This is a genomic window from Corynebacterium sp. NML98-0116 (assembly GCF_001767255.1).
Lineage (GTDB): Bacteria > Actinomycetota > Actinomycetes > Mycobacteriales > Mycobacteriaceae > Corynebacterium > Corynebacterium pseudogenitalium.
Window position 1 is genome coordinate 1298902 of sequence record NZ_CP017639.1, and the last position, 25505, is coordinate 1324406.

22 protein-coding genes are annotated in these 25505 nt (G+C 58.5%); 10 read left to right on the forward strand and 12 right to left on the reverse strand.

The window, feature by feature from the left end; genetic code table 11:
* Window positions 1-21: 21 nt before the first annotated feature.
* The 4 genes from BJP05_RS05835 to gatC form a co-directional block, all read right to left on the reverse strand.
* Window positions 22-1026, reverse strand: coding sequence for a bile acid:sodium symporter family protein (locus BJP05_RS05835; RefSeq protein ID WP_070362587.1), 1005 nt, complete (start codon window positions 1024-1026; stop codon window positions 22-24).
* Between the two features lie 90 nt (window positions 1027-1116).
* Window positions 1117-2148: an ATP-dependent 6-phosphofructokinase gene (locus BJP05_RS05840; RefSeq protein WP_070362588.1), complete on the reverse strand. Its 1032-nt coding sequence runs from the start codon at window positions 2146-2148 to the stop codon at window positions 1117-1119.
* 199 nt (window positions 2149-2347) lie between these two features.
* The gene (gatA, locus tag BJP05_RS05845) at window positions 2348-3829 is read right to left on the reverse strand and encodes an Asp-tRNA(Asn)/Glu-tRNA(Gln) amidotransferase subunit GatA (protein WP_070362589.1); all 1482 of its coding nucleotides are present in this window, start codon (window positions 3827-3829) and stop codon (window positions 2348-2350) included.
* 2 nt (window positions 3830-3831) lie between these two features.
* Window positions 3832-4131 (reverse strand): Asp-tRNA(Asn)/Glu-tRNA(Gln) amidotransferase subunit GatC, encoded by a 300-nt coding sequence (gene gatC / locus BJP05_RS05850; protein ID WP_070362590.1) that lies wholly within the window; start codon window positions 4129-4131, stop codon window positions 3832-3834.
* Between the two features lie 189 nt (window positions 4132-4320).
* Here gatC and BJP05_RS05855 point away from each other — a divergent pair, with 189 nt between their 5' ends.
* The gene (locus BJP05_RS05855) at window positions 4321-4986 is read left to right on the forward strand and encodes an amino acid-binding ACT domain protein (protein WP_070362591.1); all 666 of its coding nucleotides are present in this window, start codon (window positions 4321-4323) and stop codon (window positions 4984-4986) included.
* On the opposite strand, the gene ligA is transcribed toward BJP05_RS05855, so the two are convergent.
* Window positions 4983-7031 carry an NAD-dependent DNA ligase LigA gene (gene ligA / locus BJP05_RS05860; protein ID WP_070362592.1) on the reverse strand — a complete coding sequence of 683 codons (2049 nt, stop codon included), beginning with the start codon at window positions 7029-7031 and terminating at the stop codon, window positions 4983-4985. The genes BJP05_RS05855 and ligA overlap by 4 nt on opposite strands.
* Before the next feature lie 50 nt (window positions 7032-7081).
* Between ligA and BJP05_RS05865 the strand changes: the two genes are divergently transcribed.
* Window positions 7082-7765: a 3'-5' exonuclease gene (locus BJP05_RS05865; RefSeq protein ID WP_070363535.1), complete on the forward strand. Its 684-nt coding sequence runs from the start codon at window positions 7082-7084 to the stop codon at window positions 7763-7765.
* On the opposite strand, the gene BJP05_RS05870 is transcribed toward BJP05_RS05865, so the two are convergent.
* Window positions 7762-8607 (reverse strand): methionine synthase, encoded by an 846-nt coding sequence (locus BJP05_RS05870; RefSeq protein ID WP_070362593.1) that lies wholly within the window; start codon window positions 8605-8607, stop codon window positions 7762-7764. The two genes, BJP05_RS05865 and BJP05_RS05870, sit on opposite strands and share 4 nt — an antisense overlap.
* Complete coding sequence (gene mnmA, locus BJP05_RS05875; protein ID WP_070362594.1) at window positions 8604-9695, reverse strand: tRNA 2-thiouridine(34) synthase MnmA; 1092 nt, start codon at window positions 9693-9695, stop codon at window positions 8604-8606. The genes BJP05_RS05870 and mnmA overlap by 4 nt, the downstream gene beginning before the upstream one ends.
* Window positions 9696-9795: 100 nt before the next feature.
* Here mnmA and BJP05_RS05880 point away from each other — a divergent pair, with 100 nt between their 5' ends.
* The 6 genes from BJP05_RS05880 to BJP05_RS05905 all read left to right on the forward strand — a co-directional run bounded on the left by BJP05_RS05880 (window position 9796) and on the right by BJP05_RS05905 (window position 14997).
* The gene (locus BJP05_RS05880) at window positions 9796-10929 is read left to right on the forward strand and encodes a sensor histidine kinase (protein ID WP_145945250.1); all 1134 of its coding nucleotides are present in this window, start codon (window positions 9796-9798) and stop codon (window positions 10927-10929) included.
* Window positions 10930-10974: 45 nt separating this feature from the next.
* Window positions 10975-11679, forward strand: coding sequence for a response regulator transcription factor (locus BJP05_RS05885; protein WP_070362596.1), 705 nt, complete (start codon window positions 10975-10977; stop codon window positions 11677-11679).
* A gap of 82 nt (window positions 11680-11761) precedes the next feature.
* Window positions 11762-12676, forward strand: a complete 915-nt coding sequence (locus BJP05_RS05890) for an ABC transporter ATP-binding protein (RefSeq protein ID WP_070362597.1) — start codon at window positions 11762-11764, stop codon at window positions 12674-12676.
* Window positions 12673-13419, forward strand: a complete 747-nt coding sequence (locus BJP05_RS05895) for an ABC transporter permease (protein ID WP_070362598.1) — start codon at window positions 12673-12675, stop codon at window positions 13417-13419. The genes BJP05_RS05890 and BJP05_RS05895 overlap by 4 nt, the downstream gene beginning before the upstream one ends.
* A 2-nt stretch (window positions 13420-13421) precedes the next feature.
* Window positions 13422-14171, forward strand: a complete 750-nt coding sequence (locus BJP05_RS05900) for an ABC transporter permease (RefSeq protein ID WP_083433196.1) — start codon at window positions 13422-13424, stop codon at window positions 14169-14171.
* A gap of 16 nt (window positions 14172-14187) precedes the next feature.
* Window positions 14188-14997, forward strand: a complete 810-nt coding sequence (locus tag BJP05_RS05905) for a spermidine synthase (RefSeq protein WP_070362599.1) — start codon at window positions 14188-14190, stop codon at window positions 14995-14997.
* Here BJP05_RS05905 and BJP05_RS05910 read toward each other — a convergent pair.
* Window positions 14994-16055 carry a glycoside hydrolase family 25 protein gene (locus BJP05_RS05910; protein ID WP_070362600.1) on the reverse strand — a complete coding sequence of 354 codons (1062 nt, stop codon included), beginning with the start codon at window positions 16053-16055 and terminating at the stop codon, window positions 14994-14996. The two genes, BJP05_RS05905 and BJP05_RS05910, sit on opposite strands and share 4 nt — an antisense overlap.
* Window positions 16056-18247: 2192 nt before the next feature.
* Here BJP05_RS05910 and BJP05_RS11585 point away from each other — a divergent pair.
* Window positions 18248-18361, forward strand: a complete 114-nt coding sequence (locus BJP05_RS11585) for a hypothetical protein (RefSeq protein ID WP_371440800.1) — start codon at window positions 18248-18250, stop codon at window positions 18359-18361.
* Between the two features lie 900 nt (window positions 18362-19261).
* Here the strand turns inward: BJP05_RS11585 and BJP05_RS05920 are convergent.
* Genes BJP05_RS05920 through BJP05_RS05935 form a run of 4 tightly spaced genes read right to left on the reverse strand, consistent with a single transcriptional unit; the run spans window position 19262 to window position 23267 of the window.
* Window positions 19262-20386, reverse strand: coding sequence for a cysteine desulfurase family protein (locus BJP05_RS05920; protein ID WP_070363537.1), 1125 nt, complete (start codon window positions 20384-20386; stop codon window positions 19262-19264).
* A 5-nt stretch (window positions 20387-20391) separates the two neighbouring features.
* Window positions 20392-21546, reverse strand: a complete 1155-nt coding sequence (locus tag BJP05_RS05925; RefSeq protein ID WP_070362602.1) for an SAM-dependent methyltransferase — start codon at window positions 21544-21546, stop codon at window positions 20392-20394.
* Complete coding sequence (locus tag BJP05_RS05930; protein ID WP_070362603.1) at window positions 21543-22400, reverse strand: NUDIX hydrolase; 858 nt, start codon at window positions 22398-22400, stop codon at window positions 21543-21545. The genes BJP05_RS05925 and BJP05_RS05930 overlap by 4 nt, the downstream gene beginning before the upstream one ends.
* A gap of 24 nt (window positions 22401-22424) precedes the next feature.
* Window positions 22425-23267: an ABC transporter ATP-binding protein gene (locus BJP05_RS05935; RefSeq protein WP_070362604.1), complete on the reverse strand. Its 843-nt coding sequence runs from the start codon at window positions 23265-23267 to the stop codon at window positions 22425-22427.
* A gap of 210 nt (window positions 23268-23477) precedes the next feature.
* Here BJP05_RS05935 and BJP05_RS05940 point away from each other — a divergent pair, with 210 nt between their 5' ends.
* Window positions 23478-25502, forward strand: a complete 2025-nt coding sequence (locus tag BJP05_RS05940; protein ID WP_070362605.1) for a maltotransferase domain-containing protein — start codon at window positions 23478-23480, stop codon at window positions 25500-25502.
* Window positions 25503-25505 lie beyond the last annotated feature (3 nt).

The window sequence follows — 25505 nt, forward strand, 5'->3', positions numbered from 1 at the left end:
GTGTTCTAGTGTAGTGCTCTCCTAGTTCTCCGTGTCGCTTGGCGCGCCAATAGCACGTTTCCGCTGGTCTACGGAGCGACAGATGAACGCAAATACCGCACCGGAGAGGTTGTGCCATACAGAAAACACTGCCGCTGGAAGTGCCGCGACTGGGTTCATGTACTGTGCGGCAAGTGTGGCGGCTAGGCCGGAGTTCTGCATCCCAACCTCGACAGCCATTGTTCGAGAAGCGGTTTCCGGCTGACGCGTGACCTTTCCAGTCAGGTAGCCCAGCAGGTACCCCAGGATGTTGTGGATTGCTACACACAGCAGCACCAAGAGACCAGCCTCTGCAAGTTTCTCACGGGAGCCCTGCACGACAATCGCCACGATCACCGAGATCGCAATCACAGAGACCCACGGCAGCGCAGGCAAGATGGCGTCAACAAGCTGAGGCAGCACGAGGCGCACGACGAGACCGAGCACGATTGGAACGATGACCATCTTGACGATCGACAGCGCCATTGCTGCTGCACTCACTGGCATGTGCTGATCTGCCAGCCACAGAGTCAACAGCGGCGTCATGATTGGTGCAAGCAGCGTCGATACCGACGTCATAGTGACCGACAAGGCTACGTCACCACGGGAAAGGTAGCTAACGACGTTGGATGACGTCCCGCCTGGTGCGCACCCAACCAAGATCACACCTGCCGCGATTTCAGACGGCAGACCGAGCACCACAGTGATAGCTACTGCAATTGCAGGCATGATGACGAACTGCGCAACCACACCGATGAGTACCGGGAGCGGACGCGAAAAAACGAGACGAAAATCAACTGGACGCAAGGTAAGCCCCATGCCGAACATCACAATGCCCAGGAGCCACGTAGTCCAACCAGAAATTGGGGCGACCGCGCCAGGTGCTGCTGCACCAAGCGCGAAGCCAATCAGTACTAGCACTGGGAAGCCCAGCGTTGCGAGGTATGCAGCGCGGTCCTGGGCAGTCCCGCTAGATGGTTCTCTTTTCTCACCTACCGAAACAGTCATAGGTCAGACTATAGACACACAAAAGGAGCGCCCGCGCCAGTTTCCGCAAAAATCTTTTGCACTGGCGCGGGCGCTCCACCCAAAAATTTCTTATCCAAACATGCTTCGTGCAGTCTTGTACCGGTGTTCCGGAACCGTCTTCAGGTGTGCCACTGCGGACTCGAGCGGCACGAGATCGATATCCTCACCGTGCAGAGCTACACAGGTATCAAAGTTGTCTTCGTGTGCGGCACGGGCTGCGTGCACGCCGTAACGGGTGGCAAGCACTCGGTCATACGCCGTTGGCGTACCACCGCGCTGGATGTGCCCCAGCACCGTAGTTCGGACATCGTAACCAAGGCGGCGCTTAATCTCGTCAGCGATGATCTGCCCCATCCCGTTGAAGGTCTTGTGGCCGAACTCGTCTTCCTCACCGAGGCCTGCATCCATCGTGCCCTCTTTCGGGATAGCGCCTTCGGCGACAACGATGATGCCGTACTTCTCTCCCATCTGGAAGCGGCGCTCCATTGCCTTGCAAATATCTGCAATGTCGAATGGGTCCTCAGGGACGACCGTGTAGTGTGCACCACCTGCCATACCGGCATGGAGTGCAATCCAGCCGACGTGGCGGCCCATCACTTCGACGATCAAGATGCGGTTGTGTGATTCCGCAGTCGTATGCAGGCGGTCAATCGCGTCGGTAGCAACCGATACTGCGGTGTCAAAGCCGAACGTGTAGTCAGTTGCGGCAACGTCGTTGTCAATGGTCTTTGGAACGCCGACAACCGGAATGCCATTATCGGACAACCACTTGGCACCTTTGAGGGTACCTTCGCCGCCAATGGCGATCAGGGCGTCGATACCGGCGTCATCCATATTCGCCTTAATAGTGTCGATACCGGCTTTGAACTTGTCGGGGTGCAAACGGCCGGTCCCCAGGATGGTGCCGCCGCGCAACAAAATCGAATCGATAAACGCATCGTCGTACAGGTCAATCCTGCGGTCTTCCATCAGCCCGACCCAGCCATCGAGGTACCCGACAACTGTCGAGCCATATTCCGCGCTGGCAGTTCGGACGATTCCGCGAATGACGGCGTTCAGCCCTGGGCAGTCGCCGCCGGAGGTAAGAGTGGCAAGTCGCATACACACAACCCTAGCGCTTTCAAGGCAAAAGGGCTTATTCCGCATGCCCAAAAATCAAATTACCCCTGGTCACAGGCATCAAATTGATGCTCCCATTCACACACAAATCCACGACATAGACGATTAAGGTGTTATCAAAATGAAAACGACCCCGCGGCAGTAACCTGCGGGGTCGTGGTGGATATGCCAGATAAGAATGCTAGCGTCCAGCCTCAAACGCCGCACCAACACGGTACAGGCGCTCATCTTCAAAAGCAGGAGCAATAATCTGCAGGCCAACAGGAAGACCAGTATCGCTTGCCGTCCCCGCAGGTACGCTCATGCCCGGGAGGCCTGCCAGGTTCAACGGCAAGGTGAAGAGGTCAAAGTTGTACATTGCCAACGGATCGTCGACTTTCTCCCCGATCTTGAACGCAGTCTGAGGAACGGCAGGGCCAGCGATGACATCCACCTTCTCAAACGCCCGACGGAAATCCTGCGCGATGAGGGTGCGCACACGCTGCGCCTGCAGGTAGTAGGCGTCGTAGTAACCAACAGACAACGCATACGTGCCGAGGATGATGCGACGCTTCACCTCCGGACCAAAGCCGTCACCACGGGACGACGCCATAACCTCTTCCGCAGAGTGCTTGCCGTCGTCACCCGTGCGCAGGCCATAGCGCATACCGTCAAAACGCGCGAGGTTCGACGAAACCTCGGACATCTGGATGATGTAGTACGCGCCCATGACGTCGTCGAAGCTCGGGCAGTCCACTTCGACGATCTCTGCGCCCTGACGTTCGAACTGTGCAAAGGCGGCGTCGATACGCTCAGTGACGCCTGGCTGGGTACCTGGGCGCGAGAACTGCTTCACGCGTCCGATCTTCACGCCAGACAGATCGCCCGAAGCGCCCTGTTCAGCGGCAGCTGCGAGCTCCTGTACCGGAGTGTCAACGCTTGTGGCGTCGAACTCATCGTGGCCGCCAATAATCTCGTGCAGCAACGCCGTGTCGAGGACGTTGTTCGCACACGGTCCAACCTGATCCAGCGACGACGCACAAGCGATCACACCGTAGCGGGAAACACCGCCGTACGTCGGCTTCACACCGACGGTGCCTGTCAGCGATGCCGGCTGACGAATAGAGCCACCGGTATCAGTGCCAATACCAATTGGTGCCTGGCCAGAGGCAAGTGCAGCAGCGGTACCACCGCCAGATCCACCCGGAACACGCTCGAGGTCATGCGGGTTACGGGTGACCTGATAGGCGGAGTTCTCAGTGGAGGAACCCATCGCAAACTCGTCGAGGTTCGTCTTGCCCAGAATTGGGATACCGGCCTCGCGCAACTTGCGGACTACCGTAGCATCGTACGGGCTGCGGTATCCCTCAAGCATCTTCGATGCAGCGGTGGTCGGAGCATCCGTCGTCACCAGCAAATCCTTCAGTGCCAGTGGTACACCAGCCAGCTTTGAAGCCGGTGGCTTACCAGCAGCGACCTGGGCATCCACCTCGTCTGCCGCAGCGAGAGCCTCCTCGGCGCCGACATGTAGGAATGCCCCGAGCTCGTTATCAGTCTCCGCAATGCGGTCCAGGAATGCCTGGGTAACCTCGCGCGACGTCAGCTCGCCGGATTGGATTTTCTGTGCAAGCACGTGAGCTGGAAGCGACACAATGCCTTCAGATGGAAGCGTGTACTCAGTCATGCCTACTCACTTTCTCCAAGGATCTGTGGAACTACGAAGCGCTCTTCATCAACTTCAGGGGCCTGGTCAAGGGCCTGCGCCTGCGTCAACGTCTTCTTCTCGACGTCCGGCCTCATGCCAGCGTCAATCGAGTGGGGGTGGCTCATCGGCTCCACCCCATCAGTGTCGACCTGTTGCACCTTCGAAACAGCGTCAACAATGGTGTCGAGCTGCTGGGCGATCTGGTCAAGCTCATCCTCCTGCAACGCAATTCGCGCGAGGCGTGCGATGCGGGAGACCTCATCGCGTGAAATCTCAGCCAATGTGAAGTCCAATCTTTACCGTAGGTTAGCCACTAAAACGTGTTCATTCTACGTTATCCCCAGAACCCGCATCGCACTAGGCAACACCACACCATCGCCCCATCCCTTTTCGCCTCATTTTTACAATTGCATGCATATATTCATGTAATTGGCAGCATGCTGTCCGTATGCAGTGCTATAAAAGAGCCTATGTCTTACCTCGTACGAGTGACCTTGCCCGACCTACCCGGCAGTCTTGGCGAACTCGCGGAAGCCTTCGGCGTAATCGACGCAAATATTCAGTCCGTCGACATCGTCGAGACTGATCCAAGCGGTACCGTCACTGACGACATTGTTGTCAGCTTGCCCACCGGAACGATGGTCGACGCACTCATTACAGCAGCTTCAGCCATCGACGGCGTTGAAGTTGATTCGATCCGCCCGTTCACTGGGCGCGTTGACCGCAGTGGGCACATCCGGATGCTGGCGAAAATCGCCGAGCTTGCAAACAATCCGAAGCAGGCACTCGACGAGTTAACCGTGATGATCCCCCAGGCAATGACCTCTTCCTGGGCCGTGGTGCTGAAGCACACCCCCGAAGGACTCGACCGCCTGTGCGCCTCCCAGGCTGCACCAGAAGATGACCAATCCCACCCAATCATGCCACCGCTCGAGCATGCGCGGGTGCTCGTTCCGGACAACGACGCGTGGACACCAGAGTCGTGGTGGCAACTCGATACCGCGCTTGCCATCACTCCCCTCGGCGCCTCCGAGTACATTCTCGTTGTCGGTCGCATCGGCGGCCCTGATTTCCTTGCATCAGAGGTAGCTCAGATCGGAGACTTGGGAACCATCATCGGTTCGATAATTTCCTAGTCTTCAACTCCTTCTGGCCCCTGTTCGAGCAGGCGGGTGAACTCTTCCTCGTTGAGAATCCTGAGGCCGAGCTCACGCGCCTTTTGCTCTTTTGAACCGGCATTTTCGCCGACGACCACAAAGTCCGTCTTCTTTGACACAGACCCCGATGCCTTACCACCACGCGACACGATCGCCTCTTTCGCGCCATCACGCGTGTATTCCTCGAGCGTGCCCGTCACCACCACGGTGATCCCCTCAAGGGTTTGCGGAGCAACGTCGGCGGCATCAACTTCCATCGTCACGCCAGCAGCTGTCCACTTTTCGACGATCTCGCGGTGCCAGTCAACGCGGAACCACTCTTGGAACGATTCCGCAATGATGGCGCCTACTCCGTCTGTTTGCGCAAGGTCCTCCAGTGGGGCGTCGACAAGCGCTTCCATGTTGCCGTAACGGGAGGCGAGCGCACGAGCTGCGGTCGGACCGACGTGTCGAATCGAAAGCGCGACGAGGACTCTCCAGAAATCGGCATTTTTCGCAGTGTCGAGGTTCTCCAGTAGCTTGCGGCCAGAAGCATTTACCGCACCTTTCTTCGTGGTGTAGACCTGTGACTTCTTGAGGTCTTCCTCTGTGAGATCAAACAGGTCGCCCTCGTCTTGGATCACACCAGTGTCAATCATGTCCTGCGCGCCCTTTTCGCCCAGCGCCTCAATGTCAAAGGCGCCGCGACTGGCGAGGTACTTCAGACGTTGCGCCAGCTGGGCCGGGCATGAACGCGTATTCGGGCAGCGCCAGTCCGCATCCCCTTCCTTCGCAGGCGCCAACGTTGCCCCGCAACTTGGGCACTCCGCGGGGAACACGAACTCCCGCTCCTCTCCAGTGCGAAGATCTGCGACGGGACCCAACACCTCAGGGATAATCTCGCCAGCTTTACGCACTACGACCGTGTCACCAATGAGGACGCCCTTGCGGCGGACCTCGGTCGGATTGTGCAACGTCGCCATGGCGACAGTCGTACCAGACACGAAAACCGGCTCCATTACCGCGTACGGTGTTACTCGGCCAGTTCGCCCAACGGAAACCTCAATATCGAGCAGTTTCGTCGTGACCTCCTCCGGCGGGTACTTGTACGCGATCGCCCACCGTGGCGCCCGCGACGTCGCTCCTAGTTGGCGCTGTTCCTCAACCGCATCGACTTTTACAACGAGCCCATCCATCTCGTGGATCGCGTCGTGGCGGTGCTGTTCCCAATAGCGAACGGCATCCACCACCGCATCAGCAGTTGCTGCGCGCTTTGTGTATTCAGACACTGGCAGCCCCCAGGCTGCCATCTGCTCGTAGGCTTCGTGCTGGGTCTTCGGGGCAAACCCCTCGCGCGCACCGATGCCGTGGCAAATCATCCGCAGTTTGCGCTTTTTCACATCCTCGGGATCCTTTTGACGCAAGCCTCCGGCAGCCGCGTTGCGCGGATTCGCGAACGGTTTCCCGCCCTCTTCGATGCGAGCAGCGTTGAGATCTGGGAAGTCCTCGGGCCGGATAAAAACTTCCCCTCGCACCTCGACTAGCGCCGGGGCATCGCCCTGCAGCTGGTGCGGAATATCTTCAATGACCTTTGCATTGGCCGTAATGTCCTCGCCCACGCGCCCGTCACCACGCGTAGCAGCGCGAACCAGCTCGCCGTTTTCATACACGAGGTCGATCGAAAGCCCGTCGATCTTGAGCTCTGTCAGATACGGGCCCGGCGCCTTTGCCAGCCAGTCTCGTAGCTCTGCCTCCGAGAAAACATTATCTAGGCTCATCATCCGCTCGAGGTGCTCGACATCGTCGAACGCACCGCCGGTCGGCGCACCGACCTGCATCGTCGGTGAGTCCGGAACAGCGAGCTCGGGGTGCTCTTCCTCAAGTCGCACCAAGCGCTGGAAAAGCTCATCAAACTCGGCGTCACTAATAACGGGTTGGCTGTTGTAGTACAGATCCCGATGGTGACGAACTTGGCTGGCAATCTCATCCCAGAGTCGACGCACATCGACGTCATTAGCAGGCAATTCGTTCACATTTTCGTTCATAACGTGCAAGTCTAGCGTCTCTGTCCGACACGGTTAGTAAGGTAATGTGCATGGCTTTCTTCGACGCATCCCGCATGATGTCCTTCGACCTCGAGACGACTTCTGTGAACCCACGCACTGCTCGTATTGTGACGTCCTCCCTTGTCACGATCGACGGTGCGCAGGCGAACGCGCACGAGGCGCTCGCGGACCCAGGGGTTGAGATACCCGCAGAGGCTGCCGCGGTCCACGGCATCACCACGGAGTACGCCCGCGCGCACGGCCGCCCGCACGATGAGGTCTTGCAAGAAACAGTTGACATGATTAAGCGCGGTTGGGAGGACGGCCTCACTCTCATCGTTTTTAACGCGCCGTATGACCTTTCTGTGCTGCGACAGCTCACCGGAGACTTCACTGTAACCGGCCCGGTTTTCGACCCTCTCGTCATCGACCGGGCGAAGGACCGCTACAGGAAGGGGAAACGCAACCTCGGCGCTCTGTGCGAGCTGTACGGAGTGAAGCTCGACAACGCTCACGATGCGACGGCTGATGCGACCGCCGCTGCGCGCCTTGCGTGGAAGCAGGTCCGCTCCACCTACCCTGAACTCGCCCAGATGAGCACGGACGAGTTGATGGAGTTTCAGGCCGTGGAGTACTACAAACTCCAAACAGAGTTGCGGGAGTTCTTCGAGTCGAAGGGGCGTGATGTCTCAAACCTCACGACGTCGTGGCCGATGATCGGGGATGCGAGTTAGCGCAGCCCTTCCGCCATTTCAGCGGCTTCACGGTAGTTCGCAGCGGCCTGTTTCAACGTATCCGCGGGTCGTGCCCACACGTCGAAGCTGCAGGCCTCAGGGTCGGTTTGGAGTTCGTCGAGCACGTTCCACACATCCCTTGGCCGCATGGGTGCAAGCGCGAAGCGGCTGCCGCGATCGAGCAGTTGCGCAAAGCGGTCTTTTTCGGCGGTTGATTGTAGGTCCGCAAGGTCTACGGTCTGCCAAGGGACGTTGATCATCATTGGCGCGTGGAGTAGGTACTTACCAAAGCCTGCGAGGCGCTCCTCCGGTTCTGGGTATGCCGGGATGCGTTCGGCATCAGTCGCACCACGCAGTGAGCCTCTCATCACGGCGTCGAGGCTTGGCTCGTCGATTTGCAGCACTGTCGGAGCTAATCGACGCCCCACATCTTCTCGATGATCGTCAATAGCCTGTGCAAGCGCCTCGGTCACATCCCGCAGCGCACCAGTGTCCGTGATCATGCGGTGTCCATTGCGCATCTCAATTTCTGCTGCAAGTGTCCAAGGACCGACAACCTGGACTTTGATCGCATCGAGCTTGCCGGCCCACAGCGATTCCAGGACATCCAGGTCGCGATCCATCTGGTCACGCACCGCCCGGTGCTGGGTGCCAACGCGCCATCCGCGCGGGCCGCGGTCGATGGGAATGTCGAGCAACGCGGCTGTTCGCCCAATCAGGTCACTCCCGATCCCACGCTCTGGCAGCTGTGGAATGTGTGGCAGCGGTGATTCTGAAAGCACAACGTCCGCGGCAGTGACGAGGTCTGTGCCGGGCAACTCCCCGAGGCCGAACGCCGTCATGGTTGCACGCTCGAAGTCCCACAAATCGTGCCGGACCCCAGCACCACGTCACCGCGCCCGTCCGGGTCAGGCAAGTACAGCACGGCAGCCTGCCCTCGCGCGACTCCCTCCAGGGGCGTCTCCAACTCGAGATGCATGCTGTTGCCCTCAACGCGTGCGTGGCAGGCGACGACCCCGCCGTGCGCACGGATCTGTACATTGGCCGCGAACTCACCTTGCATCGCCGGATGCAGTACTTTCAGGCGGTCTACGTCGATCTGCCAGACTTTGAGCGCTTCGCGCGGCCCGACAGTAACCGTGCCCGTGGTGGCGTCGACATCGGTGACGTAGCGCGGCTTTCCGTCCTGGGCTGGCACGCGAAGGTTGAGGCCGCGGCGCTGTCCGATGGTGTACTGGAACGCGCCGTCGTGCTCTTTGAGCTCGGTGCCGTCCTGATCGCGCACGATTCCTGGGCGCATACCGATGGACCTACCCAAAAATGCCTGGGTGTTGCCGTCCGGGATAAAGCAAATATCGTAGGAGTCCGGCTTCTGAGCGGTAGCGAACCCGAACGCTGCCGCCTCCTCACGAATCTGAGGTTTTTCCGTATCACCGACTGGGAAGATGCACTTGTCAAGCTCATCACGCGTCAGCACTCCCAACACATAAGACTGGTCTTTCAGCGGGTCCACCGAGCGCCGCAGGTTCCCGTCTTCGTCGATAGTTGCGTAATGGCCGGTAGCGATCGCGTCGAACCCAAGCGCGACAGCGCGCTCAAGCAAGGCAGCAAACTTGATTTTCTCGTTGCATCGCAGGCATGGATTCGGGGTCTCACCATGCTCGTACGACCACACGAAATTATCAATGACCTCGGCTTTAAAGCGATCGGAAAAGTCCCACACATAAAATGGAATCCCGAGTTTGTCGCACACACGTCGAGCGTCCGCAGAATCCTCCAGCGAGCAACACCCGCGTGCCGACTCTCTGGTGGCCTGCGGGTCCTGCGAGAGCGCCAGGTGCACGCCCACAACGTCGTGGCCAGCTTGGACAAGGCGTGCAGCGGCCACTGAGCTGTCCACGCCTCCACTCATCGCCACTAAAACTCGCATGTGGCGGAAGTGTACCCGCGAGCAGGAGGAGAAGAAAAGCGTACGCCGAATCATACCCAGGCATGACGACAGCCCTGCGCAGGTCGATTAGGTTATGGATATGCCTCCCTTTACTGCCCGCCTGCCGATCCGCATGCGTGACGCAAGCATCGCTTTTGTCCTCGGCGTGTGTGCTTCGCTTGGTGTCCTGAGTGCCACGAGATCTGCATGGGCGGTCGTACCTCTCCTGCTGTGGGCTATCGTCGCCCCTTTTTCCCGCTGGCGATGGCCAACTGCAACTGTGCTCACCGCATTCGTCCTATTGGGGATGCGTGCATTCAGCACGAACCTCACGGTAGCGGTGATTGTCGTTGGGGTCTTCACTGCCTACATCATCCGTCGCAATGTTCGCCCAGTTCTTCGCGACTTCGCTGCCATTGCGCTCGTTACAGGAGACCTCGTGGCACTCTCACTCGTATCGCCCGTGCCTCGGAGCATGCCCTTTGAGCAGCAGCTTCCCTACCTCGCGTGGAGCGCCACGTTGCTAGTGGCGGCTGGACTCTTCGGCGAGCTACGCAGGCGGACCGAAGAAGCCGCAACCCGCGAGCTCGAGCAGGCGCTGCGGCAGCAACGGATCGAGCTTCAACAGGCTATGTCTGAGCAACGCGCGTTCCTTGCCCGCGAGATCCACGACGTGGTTACCCATTCGCTCACTGTGATTGTTGCGCAGGCCGATGGCGGACGCTACGGCGGGGACTGCGACAAAGCCCTTCGAGTAATCGGAGAGGTCGGACGGGAATCCCTGGCGCAAATGCGCGAAGTGGTCGCGCTACTTCGTGCGCCCGAGTGGCGGTCGGTGGAACCTTCACCAGTGTCTCTAGATTTCGAAGAGCTGGTTCGTACGAGTCGACTCGGCGGCCTGGATATCACTTACTCGCAAACGGGATCTGCACCAGAGCAGCTACCACTTGCTACGTCCCTTGCGGCCAGACGCGTGGTCCAGGAGGCTCTCACGAATGCGCTCAAACACGGCGACGGCGCTGCTTTGCTTGATGTGACGTGGGAGGAAAAACAAGTGGTAATCCGTGTGAACAATGGATTCGATGGCACTGCAGCAAGCCTTGTCAATGGCCACGGCTTGCGTGGGATGCGGGAGCGCGCCGCTCTTATCGGGGCAACTTTGCAGGCAGGCCCCACCCCCCACCAACAGCGGGCGTGCAGAGTGGGTCACGCAAGTGCGAATCCCCTACGTTGAGCAAGGTCTCGCCGGAGTGATACACCCCGACACGCTGGAGCATGCATGAGCACAATTCGCTTAGGGATCGTCGACGACCAGGCACTCTTCCTCCACGGTATCCAGCTCGTCATCGACTCCCAGACAGATTTGGGCGTCGATTGGCTGGCCTCGAACGGCGCTGAGGCACTCGAGCAACAGGCATCCCACCCGGTCGATGTAGTGCTGATGGATGTGCAAATGCCCATCCTCGACGGCATTGCCGCGACGGCCGAGTACGCCAGCCGTTTCCCGCAAACCAAGGTCATTATCCTCACCACGTTCGATGACGAGGATTACGTCGTGGACGCACTGCGGGCCGGCGCCAGTGGGTTCTTGCTCAAGGACACACAACCCGAGGAACTTCTCGACGCCATCCGTACCGTCGCTGCTGGCGATGCCGTCATCTCTCCGCGCGCCACCAAACGCATCATTGCTCGGATCTCTCACAGCACGCGCCAAGCCGCACACGCCGACGAGGAGCTTTCAATTTCTGCGACTGACCGCATGGCGCTTGGCGAGCTCACTGCCCGCGAGCGCGAAGTACTCATCGCAATCGGTCGTGGCTGGTCAAACTCGGAGATCTCTGAGCGCATGTTCATTTCCATGCCAACGGTGAAGACGCATGTCGGGAGGATCTTGTCCAAGACCCAGTCGCGCGACCGCGTGCATGCGGCGCTCTTCGCCTATCGCACGGGCCTTGTCGATCGTTCCGATCTCCTCGATGGCTAAGCACCATCATCCCCCGGTATGACTTGCAAGATCGTACCAAGCTCCGACGCTTTCGGAGCCTCACTTGGCGATAGTGAACACCATGAACTCACCAATCATTACTACGAAGGGCCTGACGAAGGTCTACGGTGCGCACACAGTCGTCGACAAGCTTTCGCTTGAGGTTCCGCAGGGCGCCGTGCACGGGCTCCTGGGGCCGAACGGCTCCGGCAAATCAACCACAATGAAAATGTTGCTCGGCCTGACCACACCAACTGCCGGGGAGATCACCGTGCTGGGGCAGCCGATGACCCGCTCAACACGCGGCGAGGTACTCGCTAGCATCGGCTCACTCATCGAGTCGCCAGCGGCATACCCGCACCTCACCGGTGCGGAGAACATGAAGATTGTGACGCGTCTATTCAAAGCCGATTCTGCAAACGCGCAGCGCGCGGTACGACTTGTTCGCTTGGAAAAGCACATGGACAAACAGGTCAAGAACTATTCGCTCGGCATGAAGCAACGCCTCGGCATCGCAATCGCGCTCGTACGCGACCCTCAATTGCTCATCCTCGATGAACCAACCAACGGCCTCGACCCTGCAGGTATCGAAGAAATCCGCGAGCTTATCATCAGTCTCGCACGCGACGAAGGCCGTACTGTCCTCGTTTCAAGTCACTTGCTCTCCGAAATGGAGAAGATGGCCACCAGCTTCAGCATTATCAACCAAGGCAAGCTCATATTTCAAGGCTCGAAGCAGCAGCTTTTCGACGCCCACCTCCCCGACGTCTACGTCCAAACCCCACAGGCAGCCGTTGCCACCGAAGTTCTACGAGACTTGCAACCACGCATCGTTTCCGGGGGCGTGGCACTACCCGGACTTACCGAGGAGGCCGTTGCTACTGCATGCGCGCAGCTCGTCCATCACGGAGTCCCGATCTACCAGGTTCTGCGAAAGCACCGCAGCCTGGAAGAAATTTTTATTGGGATGACAGGACGCAAGGGGCTTAGCGCATGAGCATCGAATTCTTGAAGCTGCGTCGTACGCACATCTCGCTACTGGGCGGCGTGCTCTCCCTGGGCATCGTACTGTTCGCTTGTATGAGCTTGTTCTCAGACGGCCAAATCGACGCGTTCACCGCTGCCCCGGAGGCAGCATGGTCGGGCCAACTGATTGCGGTTGCGATGTCGCTCGCATTTCTCACCCCACTGCAATTGGCGCTCATTGCCAGTCGCGCCGTCGATAACGAGCATGCAAGTGGCGGGTGGCTGCTCAACGCGGTTGCTGGCGTCCGCAAGGGCTCGCTGCTGCGACGAAAGTTCCGAGTAGTGGCGCCTCTCATCGTCACGCTCAAGCTGATGGAGTTCACGGCGTGCATCGCGCTACCAGTATTGCTAGGTGCGCCGCTGCCTAGCGGAAGCACAGCTGGAGCCTGGGCAGTGTACGTAGTTGCAGCCGTTGTCACTAGCCTAGCGATCACCAGCGCCATGTTCGTGCTCGCAGCGGTCACTGAATCGCAAGTAGGAGTGCTGGCATTTGGCGTGGCGGGAGGCTTCCTCGGCATCACCTCGCTGCTTTCCCCTGTGTGGCTCGCTGAGATGAACCCCTTCGGCTATTTTGCAGTCCTACTCCCATACACCTTCGCTAACGAAGGCGCAGTTCCTACGCAACCAGGTTGGGCTTCGTGGTGTGTCTACGTCGTGTTGCTCGCTACAGGGTTCGTTGCAATAACGCGAATACTCGACAGGAAAGAAATCTAATCATGGACATGATCGTTAACGAGTTTTGTAAACTTCGGCGCACTTACATCACAATCGTTGCCGTCGCCATCCCACTCGTCTCCGTCGTCTTCGGTGCTGGCAACTACGCCGCCAACTCTGAGACTTTGGAATCCGGGTGGACGAGCTATTGGTCCCAGGCGACGCTATTTTACGGCATGCTTTTCATGGTGGCGGGTATTTCGATTCTCGCGTCCTCCACGTGGCGCGTTGAGCACCGTGGCGGCAACTGGAACACATTGCTTACCTCGTCCAGATCGGCGGCGAGTCTGGTCACCGCAAAACTTGCTGTACTCATCGCGATGACCTCAATTATGCAGTGCGTGTTCATCGTCTTGAGCACTATCGGTGGTTGGGTCGCTGGCCTATCAGGCATGCCGCCGATGGCCCTACTCGCATCGTCCTTACTCGCTGTGGTTCCTGCGATGGCAGTGGCCGCGTGGCAAAGCTTCGCTTCAATGCTGGTCCGCAACTTTGCCATGCCAGTCGCCCTTGGCGTGGTGGCCAGCCTCGTCGCTTTTGGTGCAATTGCTGCCGGCGCCACAGTAGCGCAGTTTCTGCTTCCTCCCGTCGGCGTGGCCACGATGCTGTGGATGGGCGGTAACGCAGTCGCGGGCTCGGGTATCCTCGAGTGGAATGCGGTGTCCGGCGTCCTCGCAAGCACCCTGCTGCTTACTGCCACAGCGTGGCTTGCGTCCGTCGTGTACCTGCGCCATGCCGACGTGAAGGCGTAAGGTACTGTCACTGTGCATGGCAGCAAAAAGTGAATTCCATGAAATCGATACCGGCGTCGCGGAGGTTCTCCACGAACCGGACGGCTCCATGGTGCTCCTCGTCAACGGCGTGCCGAGCTCCCACATCGTCCCCGGCGACCCCGAACGGCTGGACTTCGAATACATGAGGTGGATCGCTGATTTTCTGAACGACCAACAGCTTGTCGACGTCCCCCTTTGGCCCAAACCACGCCTAACCCACCTCGGTGGCGCTGCCTGCACACTGCCCCGCTACTTTGCTTCTAAGTGGAACGGCTCGCGCAACACTGTCGTGGAAATTGACATGTCACTTGCCGAGCTCGCCCGCGAACTTTTCGATATCCCCCGTTCACCGGTCGTTAAAATACGAGTCGGTGACGCCCGCGAAGTCACCGACAGCTTCAAACCCAACACCCGCGACATCATCATTCGCGATGTCTTCTCATCAGCGATCACTCCACGAAACCTGACCACGGTGGAGTTCTTCGAGCAAGCGCGGAAATCACTCAGCCCGTCAGGAATATATGTGGCAAACTGCGGCAGCCACGCGGATCTCAAAGAAGCGAAGGAAGAACTGGCTGGCATGCTCGAAGTGTGGCCACACGTTGCCGCAATCGCGGACCCACCAATGCTGAAAGGCCGCCGCTACGGCAACATCGTCCTCATCGCCGCAAACACACCAATCGAGGCCAGCCCTTCGCTAAACCGTGAACTGCTCAAAGGCGCCGTGCCTGCGCAGTTCAAGCACGAAAAAAGGGCCCGTAGCCTTGCTACGAGCCCTCGCTACGACGCGCCTACCGACGTCTAGTGCGCAGCGTTATCCAACAGGATCAGCAGGTCACCAACCTGGTAATCACCAATCATCATGTTACGCAGGTCATCCACGGGCAGTTCGCCCTGAGAAGCCAGGCGCTGGACAAGGCCAGCGATGTTGTTCGCGTCCTTAATATCAAAGCCGAATTTCGCAGCCTCCGACGCAACCTGTGATGCACCCAGGGCACCGGCGGCCAACGCGAGGATCGCGACGACCAGCGCCGTGCTGTTCTGTTCCAGAACCTCAAGCTGATCGGAGTCCGGCACCTGGAACGTCTCAAGGACGCCACCTGCGGAACCGAGATTGCCAGCGGCGAAACCGCCGAACTGTGCACCGGTGCCGTTAAACAAGTTCATATCGACAGTCGCCGGAATACCAGCGACCCGGCCGGAGTCGCTACGCTGCCAGAACGTCAACTTGTCCCAGCCACCGACCGGACGTGGCGGCTGGTTCTGGTATGCGGCAAGCCACAGCGGGTAGCTAGTAAACGCGTTGGTGTTGTTCATCCGCTCGTACCAGAAATAACGGTAGGTATAGAGCATCGGCCGCTTGCCCGATGCACGCTCCAACTCAGTGAGGAAGATCTGCGTCCACGCCGCGAGCTGTGTTGGACCAAGCCCCTCATCGACCTCAAGGTCAAGAACTGGTGGCAGCTGCTGCGCAGGGCCAGCGTTAATGACGTTTGCGAAGTGGCGAGCCTGCGCAATAGGGTCCATCCCCGGTCGCGCATAGTGATATGCACCGACCTTCAAACCTGCATCTGCAGCAGCTTTGACATCTTCTTCGTAAAACGAGTTCTTGTACGTCGTTCCCTCAGTCGCCTTGACGAACGCAAAGTGCTGCCCACCGACCGTTCCTGCCATCTTCCAGTTGATTGGCGCACCACCAGGGCGCTGGTGATCAGCCACATCAACGCCAGAGATCAGACCAGGGATTGATTGAGCATCCGCATGAGGACTCAACGATTGAGGTGCAAAAACAGTAAGCGCAAGGGCAAGCGTCGCGGCCACAAAAGCCGCGGTTGCAGAGCGAAGTCTAGGGGCTACATACATACGCGACACTCTAGCGCACACCAGTCACACCATTCACACGCGACACACACAAATCATCAGACGCTTCAGTACTATCTGCCTGTATGTTGGCTGGGCACCACATTCCCACCACACGCAGACGCGACCAGCAAGTTCTCGTCACGACGGGCGGCAAAACCCGGATTCTGGTGCACCCCCTCATGCCACTCGAAAATAGTTCGTGCTGCCGGGGAACAATCCCACACCCCAGCCCGACACACAATAGAAAAACGGGGCCCTCGGCACCGGGAACACTCCCGGCACCACAGGCCCCACAGAACAACTAGCTAGAAGTGCAGACCACCAGACATCGCCGCGGCAACACCACCACCAATTAACAGCAGCAGCACCACAATCGGAGCAACAATCGCCGCAATATTCGTCTCACCCTCCGCCTGGATACGATCCTTGCTTGCCGCATCCTGACGATCATCCTGCACACTCGCCGCTGGGCGCTGCGCCGTCGTCAACTGCTGCGAAGACTCATGCTTACCAGCCTTCGCCGTCGTCGGGGCAGTCTGTGTATTCTGCTGCGGTTTACGAGGCGCACCAGCCATCGCATCACCATCAACATCCGCATCCATGACCGCGGCAACATCAAACCGGCCAGCAAAGGCTTGGGAGCCATCCTCATTGACCACACGCACATCCAACGGCAACGACGACGTCTTAACCACACCAACCGTCACAGGCAGCGCAACCGTTGCCTCGCCTTGGCCTGCAACCGTCACAACCTGCTCGGCCTTCCCCGACGGGTAGACAACCTCAACACGCATCCGGGCCGCATCCAACCCAGGATTTGCAACCTTCAAGCTCACCGTATTCTCACCACGGTGAAGCTCAGGGTCACCTACAACAGCAACCTTCGCACTGCCCTGCGCGGCCTCAGCTTGCTGCATCGCCTCTTGCTGCGCGGCAAGCGCTTTACCATCAACCTTCACATCAGCGGCACCGATCGTGGAGTTGTAATCCTTACCAATCTTGCCGGTGTTAATCATCAAGTTGTCCCAGTCGGCTGGCACACGGTAGTCACCTTTGTAGCAGTCCATACCCGGCTGGTTGCATACCTCTGGCAGTGGCCCACCAGAGACAGATTCTTCATCCGAGTAGTTAAAGTGCGTGAACTGGTAGAGGTAGTTCATCACCGAGTAGTAGTTCGGCAGGTAATCCGACTGCGGCACCTCGTTAGCGAACTTCATCGAACCATTATGGTTGAGCCCCAACGTGTGGCCCAGCTCGTGCATGATCGTGTTACGCAGCTGATCATCGCTGCGCATACGCTCATGCTTGGCAACATAAAACGAGTTATCCGCAACCAAAGCCAAACCGGTACCCCAGTGGCCACGCTGCATCTGGTCCCCAATGACACCAACCCGGAAGACTGCCGCACGCGCACCCAAAATGGTATCGATGTTATCGACCAGTTTCATGCCCGGGATGGTGCCCTCGAAGTAGTACGGGGCGTACGGCTCAGTCTGTCCACCATGACGCGTCGGGTAGTTTGCAATGTTGGTGTAGGTATCACCGGCATCGATGTGCAGGTTGACCCCGTACTGGTCGAAGCGGTCCACCAGCTGCTGCAAAATATCGCGGTGTGGGCGGTAGCTTGCCACCGACATCTGCGCACACATGGCAGCATCCGCACCAGGTGTGTCGCAGCCAGCCTGCTGCCACTGCGAGTTCATCCAATTAAGCTGCAGGAACAAATCCGGGCGCTCAGGATCAGCACCCCACTGATCAAGCGGCATGACCGTACCATCGCTTAAGGTGACGCCTTCGCGCTCCCAGACATCCGGCAGACCGTCACCATCAGAATCAACAGCACTGTCCTGGGTTGTGACCTCCATGTGCATGGCAGCAGTCAACGTGTTGCCTGCATCAATGCGCTCAAACCAACGCCCACGCTGGAAGCTGGCCCCTGCTGGATCCACAAACCCAACCTCACCGGCAGCCGTGGTGCGCTGGAACGCATCGGCTGCACCAGACGAGGTTGCATTATCGAACGACACCGCAGTCTCATAGCCAAGCTGGGCCGGGGCAACAACAAACTTCCCATCATCATAGGAGCCGGAAAGCCCGACCTGGGAGTTAATCTGGTTCGTCAGATCCGCCTGCACAAACGCTGAAGCATCCTTGTTGTTGGTCACCCGCACAATGACATCGACGCGGTTGCCATCAAAGCGGTATTCACGCTCGACCGACACACCAGCGTCCTGGTCTTCACCGCGGTAGATGACCACCTGGGTGTTACCATCACGGTGCGTATCCACGTTAAGGTCAGACTCTAAATCCACTAGCGCACCATCGGCACGCAGGTCCACATACAGTGAGGACTCCTGGCTGCCAGCAATGGAGCGGGCATCCGTAAACTTCAACGTCGAAATACGACCCGGCTGTGTTACCGAGTTGTGAAAGACCGCACCCGGCCCGTCAGCGGTCACTGTGACCGACGAGTCAGCAACAGCCAGCTCCGCGTGAGCAACCTGTGCACCATTAGCCGCAACGGCCAACACACACGCTGCTACGCATACCTTCCGTGCAATGCTGTTCATCATCGTTGTCACAATCCTTATACCTTCCATCACGCACCACCCAACCGGTGGAACATGAAACCCTTCGTTGTTCTGACCCCAAGTTTATGCACCCGAACTATACATGGCTAATCAACCCAAAACACGACAACAAAACAGGCAAAAACACGCCCACAAAACCCGGATTTTTCAACACATCTAGCCCCACAACCTGCACACATAGCTTAAAAAACACTCAGAAACCATCGCAGCAAACCCAACATGTTCAACAAACCCACCGACACCTGTCGATGGGTGTTCAACAATCAACCCACCCGTATATTATGCGCTCTAGTGCAACAGTAGGTAAGAGAATACTTAACAAATCGGGATTACCAGGCACGACATGTGTCATTCGACACGTGTCGCCGATACTATTAATGCACAACCTTTTTATGCTAAAAACCTTTCGTGGTCTGGTGTAGCCAAACTTAGGCCCTATGGATGCGTTAGGCAGACCTTTTCGTGATCGTTGAACAGTTGGTACCCCCGTGTTTTACCCCCGTTGGGTTGGGTCGAAAGTATGAAAGGCCCGAACCAGCATGATGCTTGTACTGGTTCGGGCCCGGCAAACAACGCCAACACATCGACGTTAACTCGCCCACTATCGCGTGAGATCTACATGTTCCCCGCCGCTCGCGCCTTCGCAACTACATCAGCGATGTTCTGGACAAAGTAGTCGACGTCCTCACGTGTGTTCGTTCGCCCCAGCGAAATTCGTAGCGCGCCCAAGCCGAGCGCTTCCTCCACGCCCATCGCCTCAAGCACATGACTCATTCGGGTCACACCACTTGCGCATGTAGACCCAGTTGATACAGCGATGCCCAACGAGTCGAGCAGCATCAGCATCGCGTCCCCGTGGGCACCGCGGAACATGAAGTGGGCATGCCCCTCCACAGCTGGCTCCTGGGTTGTTACCACCACGTCCGGGACCTCACGCTGTACACCTGCCACGAGTGCATCGCGAAGTTCCTTCACGCGTTCGCGTTCACGATCCATCTCAGAGCATGCTTCCGCCAGTGCTACAGCTGTTGCAGCGGCAGAGGCCACGTCTACCGTCCCTGGTCGCAGTCCACGTTCCTGGCCGCCACCGTGAATCGATGCGGTCGGCGCCGGCGAGCGTTTCGCTAGCAGTAGGCCGGTTCCGCGTGGCCCACCAAACTTATGTGCGCTCGCTGCCAATGTGGTAGCACCGAGGTCGTGGAAGTGAACGGGGACCTTTCCAACGGCCTGCACAGCATCCACATGAACAGGAGTGTTCTGAAGCGCAGCTCTGCGAACAACCTCCTTCACTGGCTGGAGTGCGCCAGTCTCATTGTTTGCCCACATCACTGCGGCCACAGCTGCCGGAGTGTCAAGCGCCTCGAGGTCCGACAGGTGGCCGTCGTCGCCTACCGGGAGCCAATCCACGTGCTGTGCTCCTAGTGCCTTGACAGTCTCGAGCACTGCCGAGTGCTCAACCGGTGAACACACCACCCGGTCCCCTTGCTTGCCACGCATGGCTTCGTAGAGACCGCGGACCGCGATGTTGTCTGCCTCGGTGCCCGAGCCTGTGAAAATCACTTCAACCGGGTCCGCGCCAAGCAACTCCGCGACTTGTTCTCTTGCATCGGCAAGCACCGCGTTGGCTTGGCGTCCCGCTGCGTGTTGCGCACCGGGATTCAACGCACCTGCGTGTTCAACCCAGGCATCGATTGCTACCTGACGCATCGGAGTAGTTGCAGCGTGATCGAGATACTTCATGCGCACTACCCTACGCGCTGATGCTCCCTTGCCTCGCAAATGTATGCAGTCGGGCTGTTGCCTGTTCGCGCAATAAGTACCGCCATCTGTCGGTGCCCTTTCAGCTTCATCTTCTTCCGAAGCTGGTCCGGGTTGACGTCTACCCCGCGTACGAGGATCTCAAGCGCCCCCGCTTGATAGTTGGCCAGTGCTGCCTTAAGACGCTTGAACGGCACAGCCTCTAAGAAACGGAAGCCACTCGTTGCTGCGGGAAGCTCATCACCCGTAAGAAATGCAATGTGCGGGTCCACCATCCACAAGCTGTGCCGGTGCGCCCAGTGGCGAACTAGCCCGGCGCGGATGATCGCTCCGTCGGGCTCGATCATCCAAGTACCTGGTTCGGCGACAGTGGTGTCGTCAGGCTCGTCCGACCTCACTATCTCTCGCGAACCGTCCGCGCGCAGCACCACCGCTTCGCGAATGCCGGATCCGAAACCTTCTGTGTACAGGCAGGTTTCTTTGACGCCGCCATCGAGAGAGACGACGCTGACGAGCCCGCTCCACTCGCTGTAGTCGATTCCGGGTGCACACTTTACTGCGAGTTCTCTGCCACGATGTGCTTCCACGAGGTCTGGCAGGGGTGGTAGGAGTTTTGCTGGGTCGGTGATTCGTCGGCCGTTGGCGCGTCGTGCTGGGTCAGCCACGATGACATCGGCGCGGCTAATGGGTTGCAGTGCATCGGCTTGGCAGAGGAGCACGTTGGCGTCGGCAAGGTTTGCTTGAGCCATCGCAAGCCGTACGCGATCGAGATCGGAGCCTATCCAAGAGAGCTGTTGTTTTCTTATCGACGCCCCTTCGCTTCCCACTGAACAGGTCACGTCGTGGACCGTGGCTGCTCCGAAATCCTTGATCAGCTGCGCTCTGTATTCGGCAACGAGCTGTGGCGTTGCTTGTTGCGCGGCGTCGCTATCGGTAAGCCAATGTTCGGGCATCTTCCCACGGGCGCTGCGCTGCGCAGCGAGTAACTCCGAAACGACACGGGCATGATCGCCGAATTCCTTTTCCAGTACGGCTCTGTCGCGAATTAGCGTACTTGGAATGAGTTCGAGGTCCGGTCCAAGCGCCAGAATCTTTTGCAGGTTGTCCCGTAGGAACCCAACCTCGTCCAAAGTAAAACTCATTTGGGCGTCCCGATCCTATCTGTCGGGTGCTGGTGGAAAAACTCGTGGTAGCGCGGATCATCGGCGGGGTCTCCGATGATCGGGCGCATGTCGGCGTTGCGTGCAAGTTTGACCGCATCCTCGAAGGTGTCGCAGGAGCACAGCTGTTGGAGTTGCCCCCATGTTGATGGCACGAAGCGAACGAGCCCGGCGCGCCATCCTTCCATGAGTAGCTTCGGGGAGAACCAGTTTGCGTCGTCTGCCTCGCCGGTTTCCGCGTCTGGTTCTTGTCCGATGGGTGCTTTTGCGAGGAAGCTGAAGGTGTCGAACCAGTTACCTCGGTGCGAGCAACCTACCCAGCGTGCAAATGGGATGAGGAGGTCGCTGCAGACGTTGAGTTCATTGGCCTGCAGCATGTCCGTAAGCGAGATCTCGTGCGAGACGAGTTTGAGCCGTTGGTCGTGGAAAGGACGTGCGTCGCCGAGTAGGGTTCCTTCGTCGTCAACGGCGAGCAGTGTTCCGGTTTCTTCGAACAATTCGCGAACAGCGGCAAACAGCAGGGCATGTGCCTTGTATTTGGTGACGCCGAGCCTTCGTGCAACAGAGACTGCCGACTTGCCAATCCACAGGTCTCCGTCATTCCAGGCGCGGGGTGGGAAGTCGCGACTATCGACGCCACCTCCGGGAAAAACTGTCATGCCTGGGTAGTTTTTCATGCTCATGACTCGTTCTTGCATCCACACCTTGATTCCGTCGGGAGTGTCGCGGATGAGGATGACGGTGGCAGACAGGCGTGACCCGTTGAACCCACTGGTTTCTGTTGCGTCGACGGCGTCTGTTGCGTCGACAGAAAATGCGCCGGTTTTGCGGTACACGGTGCTCCACCTCCTCGCGTGGTGTTATGCGCGGTGCGCACCACTTCGTGCGCTTCGTGCACGGCGTGCATAGAACCGGCCGTCGTCGTGCTGCACTTCGATTGGCTGATGATACGCCTTAGAGACGTTTTCACTGGTCAATACGTCTTCGATAAGACCTTGGGCGATCACTGTTCCTTCGTCGAGCAGCAAGGCATGTGTAAAACCATATGGGATTTCTTCCAGATGGTGGGTGATCATCACCATAGCTGGCGCATCGGGGTCGAGTGCGAGGTCGCCGAGGTATGCGATGAGGTCCTCGCGTCCGCCGAGATCCATACCTGCCGCCGGTTCGTCCATGATGAGCAGTTCTGGGTCGATCATGACCGCGCGGGCGATGAGGACGCGCTTCTTTTCTCCATCTGAGAGCGTTCCCCACGTGCGGTCGATAAGGTGCATAGCCCCGACCTGTTCCAGGACTTCGAGTGCTTGCTCGTAGTCGACGTCCTCGTACTGCTCGCGCCAACGCCCGACGACCGCGTAGCCTGCGGAGACGACGACGTCGCCAACTTTTTCACTTGGCGGAATCATCGAAGCAATCGCTGAGGACGTCAATCCGATTGCCGCGCGAAGGTCACGCATATCTGTTTTACCGATGCGCTCTCCGAGTACGAATGCGACGCCGCGCGATGGGAACTCTTGGGCAGCCGCCATTCGGATCAGTGTGGTCTTGCCGGCGCCATTTGGGCCGACGATGACCCAACGTTCGTCGAGCTCCACCTGCCAGTCGATAGGGCCAACAAGCGTGTTGCCTCCGCGAATAAACTCGACTCCTCGGAAGTCGATAAGCAGATCTGGATCAGTGGTTGGTTCGTTCACGGCTACCATTCTGGCTTCTTTCTACTTCGGCGTCTTGGTGGATAGAAAAACAAGCGACTGAGTTCTCAGTGTAACCATATCGTTGTATGAGAATCGCCACGGATGAAAGCGAACCCTTATGTCGATATTTAACGCGAGAGTTAGCTAGTCTGAGAGAAGAAAGAGCACACCTATAGGTGTGTCCGACTTCCATCGGCCACATGTGAGGACAAAAACGACATGGTTGCACGCTTTGGTATCGACGACGTACGCCCTCAAGTTTCCGGGCGAACTCTTCCGGCAAAGGCGGTGGTAGGTGAGGTTGTGCCAGTCTCTGCCCTGGTGTGGAGAGAAGGCCACGACGCTATCGCTGCAAGCTTGGTTATTACGGATCCGAATGGAGAACAGTACTCCATTCACATGCAGCAAGAACCGTACCGCCCGGACTACACCCATGCGGTGTTTGTCCCCGATGCTCAGGGGCTGTGGCGCTACCGCGTTGATGCGTGGAGTGACGTCATGGCGACGTGGCGCAACGCCGTCACAAAGAAGCTGGAGGCCGGGCAGACTACCGAAGAAATGGCGAACGACATCGCCCACGGCATCCACCTTTTTGAAGCCGCAATTGCGCAGACTCCGGCCCCAGACCGCGAGGTGCTCGAACGGGCCGCTGCGGCGCTTGATAATCCCGCGCTGCCACTGGCTGAACGAATTCTCGCCGGCATTTCTGACGAAGTACTCGAAGTACTCAATGCTTTTCCGCTTCGGGAGCTCGTCACCCATGGGCCTATTTGCGATATCTACGTAGAACGACGCGATGCGCTGGTGAACTCGTGGTACGAGCTCTTCCCGCGTTCCACCGGCGGTTGGGACGATGAAGGCAACCCGGTTCACGGTACCTGGGCTACCACTGCGAAGGCGCTCGATCGCGTTGCTGCAATGGGCTTTGACACGGTCTACTTCCCTCCTATCCACCCAATCGGTGAGATCAACCGGAAGGGCAAAGACAACACACTTGTCGCCGAGGAGGGTGATGTCGGCTCCCCGTGGGCGATCGGTTCACGAGACGGTGGGCACGATGCCTTCCACCCGCAGCTCGGTGGTGAGAAAGAGTTTTGCGCGATGCTTGACCATGCGCACGAACTCGGATTGGAGGTAGCGCTGGATTTGGCCTTGCAGGCTGCGCCGGATCACCCTTGGGCGAGCGAGCACCCCGACTTCTTCACCATCTTGGAAGACGGCACGATTGCTTACGCCGAGAACCCGCCGAAAAAGTACCAGGACATCTACCCGATCAACTTCGATAACAACCCGGAGAAGGTCTACGAGGAGATTTACCGGGTTGTCATGTACTGGGTAGACCTGGGCATCCGAACGTTCCGTGTGGACAATCCGCACACGAAGCCGGTGAACTTCTGGCACTGGTTGATCACCCGCGTCCACGAGACGCACCCCGACGTCATCTTCTTGGCCGAAGCGTTTACCCGCCCACCAGTGATGTACGGGCTGTCGAAGGCAGGGTTCTCCCAGTCCTACACTCACTTCACCTGGAAAGTATCTAAGGGTGACCTCATCGACTTCGCTGAGCACATGGTCGACGTCGCGGATGTCTCGCGCCCGAACCTCTTCGTGAACACGCCTGACATCTTGCACGCCTCGCTGCAGTACGGAGGTCCAGCCGCGTTCGCAATTCGCGCCACGCTTGCCGCCACAATGAGCCCATTGTGGGGCGTATATTCCGGCTTTGAGCTCTTCGAAGGCGAAGCCGTCGCAGAAGGTAGCGAAGAGTACAACCACTCCGAGAAGTATGAACTGCGCCCACGCGACTTCCAGACAGCCCTCGATAACGGGCAGTCTCTAGAGCCTTACATCACTTCGCTGAACCGCTTCCGCAAGGCGCAGCCTGCGCTGCAGCAGCTACGTCAAATTCGCTTCCATCACGTGGACAACGACCAGATCCTCGCGTACTCGAAGGTCGATGCGATCTCTGGCAACGCGGTCCTCGTCGTCGTTAATCTCGACCCTTGGAACGCGCAGGAAGGCACGCTGTACCTCGACGCGCCGGCAGTTGGTCTCGAATATGGTGCGCAGTTTGCCGTCCATGACTTGGTAACTGACGCGTACTACGACTGGGGATCAGAAAACTACGTGCGCCTCGCACCGGAAGTCAACGTCGCTCACATTCTGAAGCTGCCTGATGTTGCGCCGCAGAAGCGAGAAGCGCTCGCATTCCGACAAATTTCAGATCACGACTACCGCCCATAACAA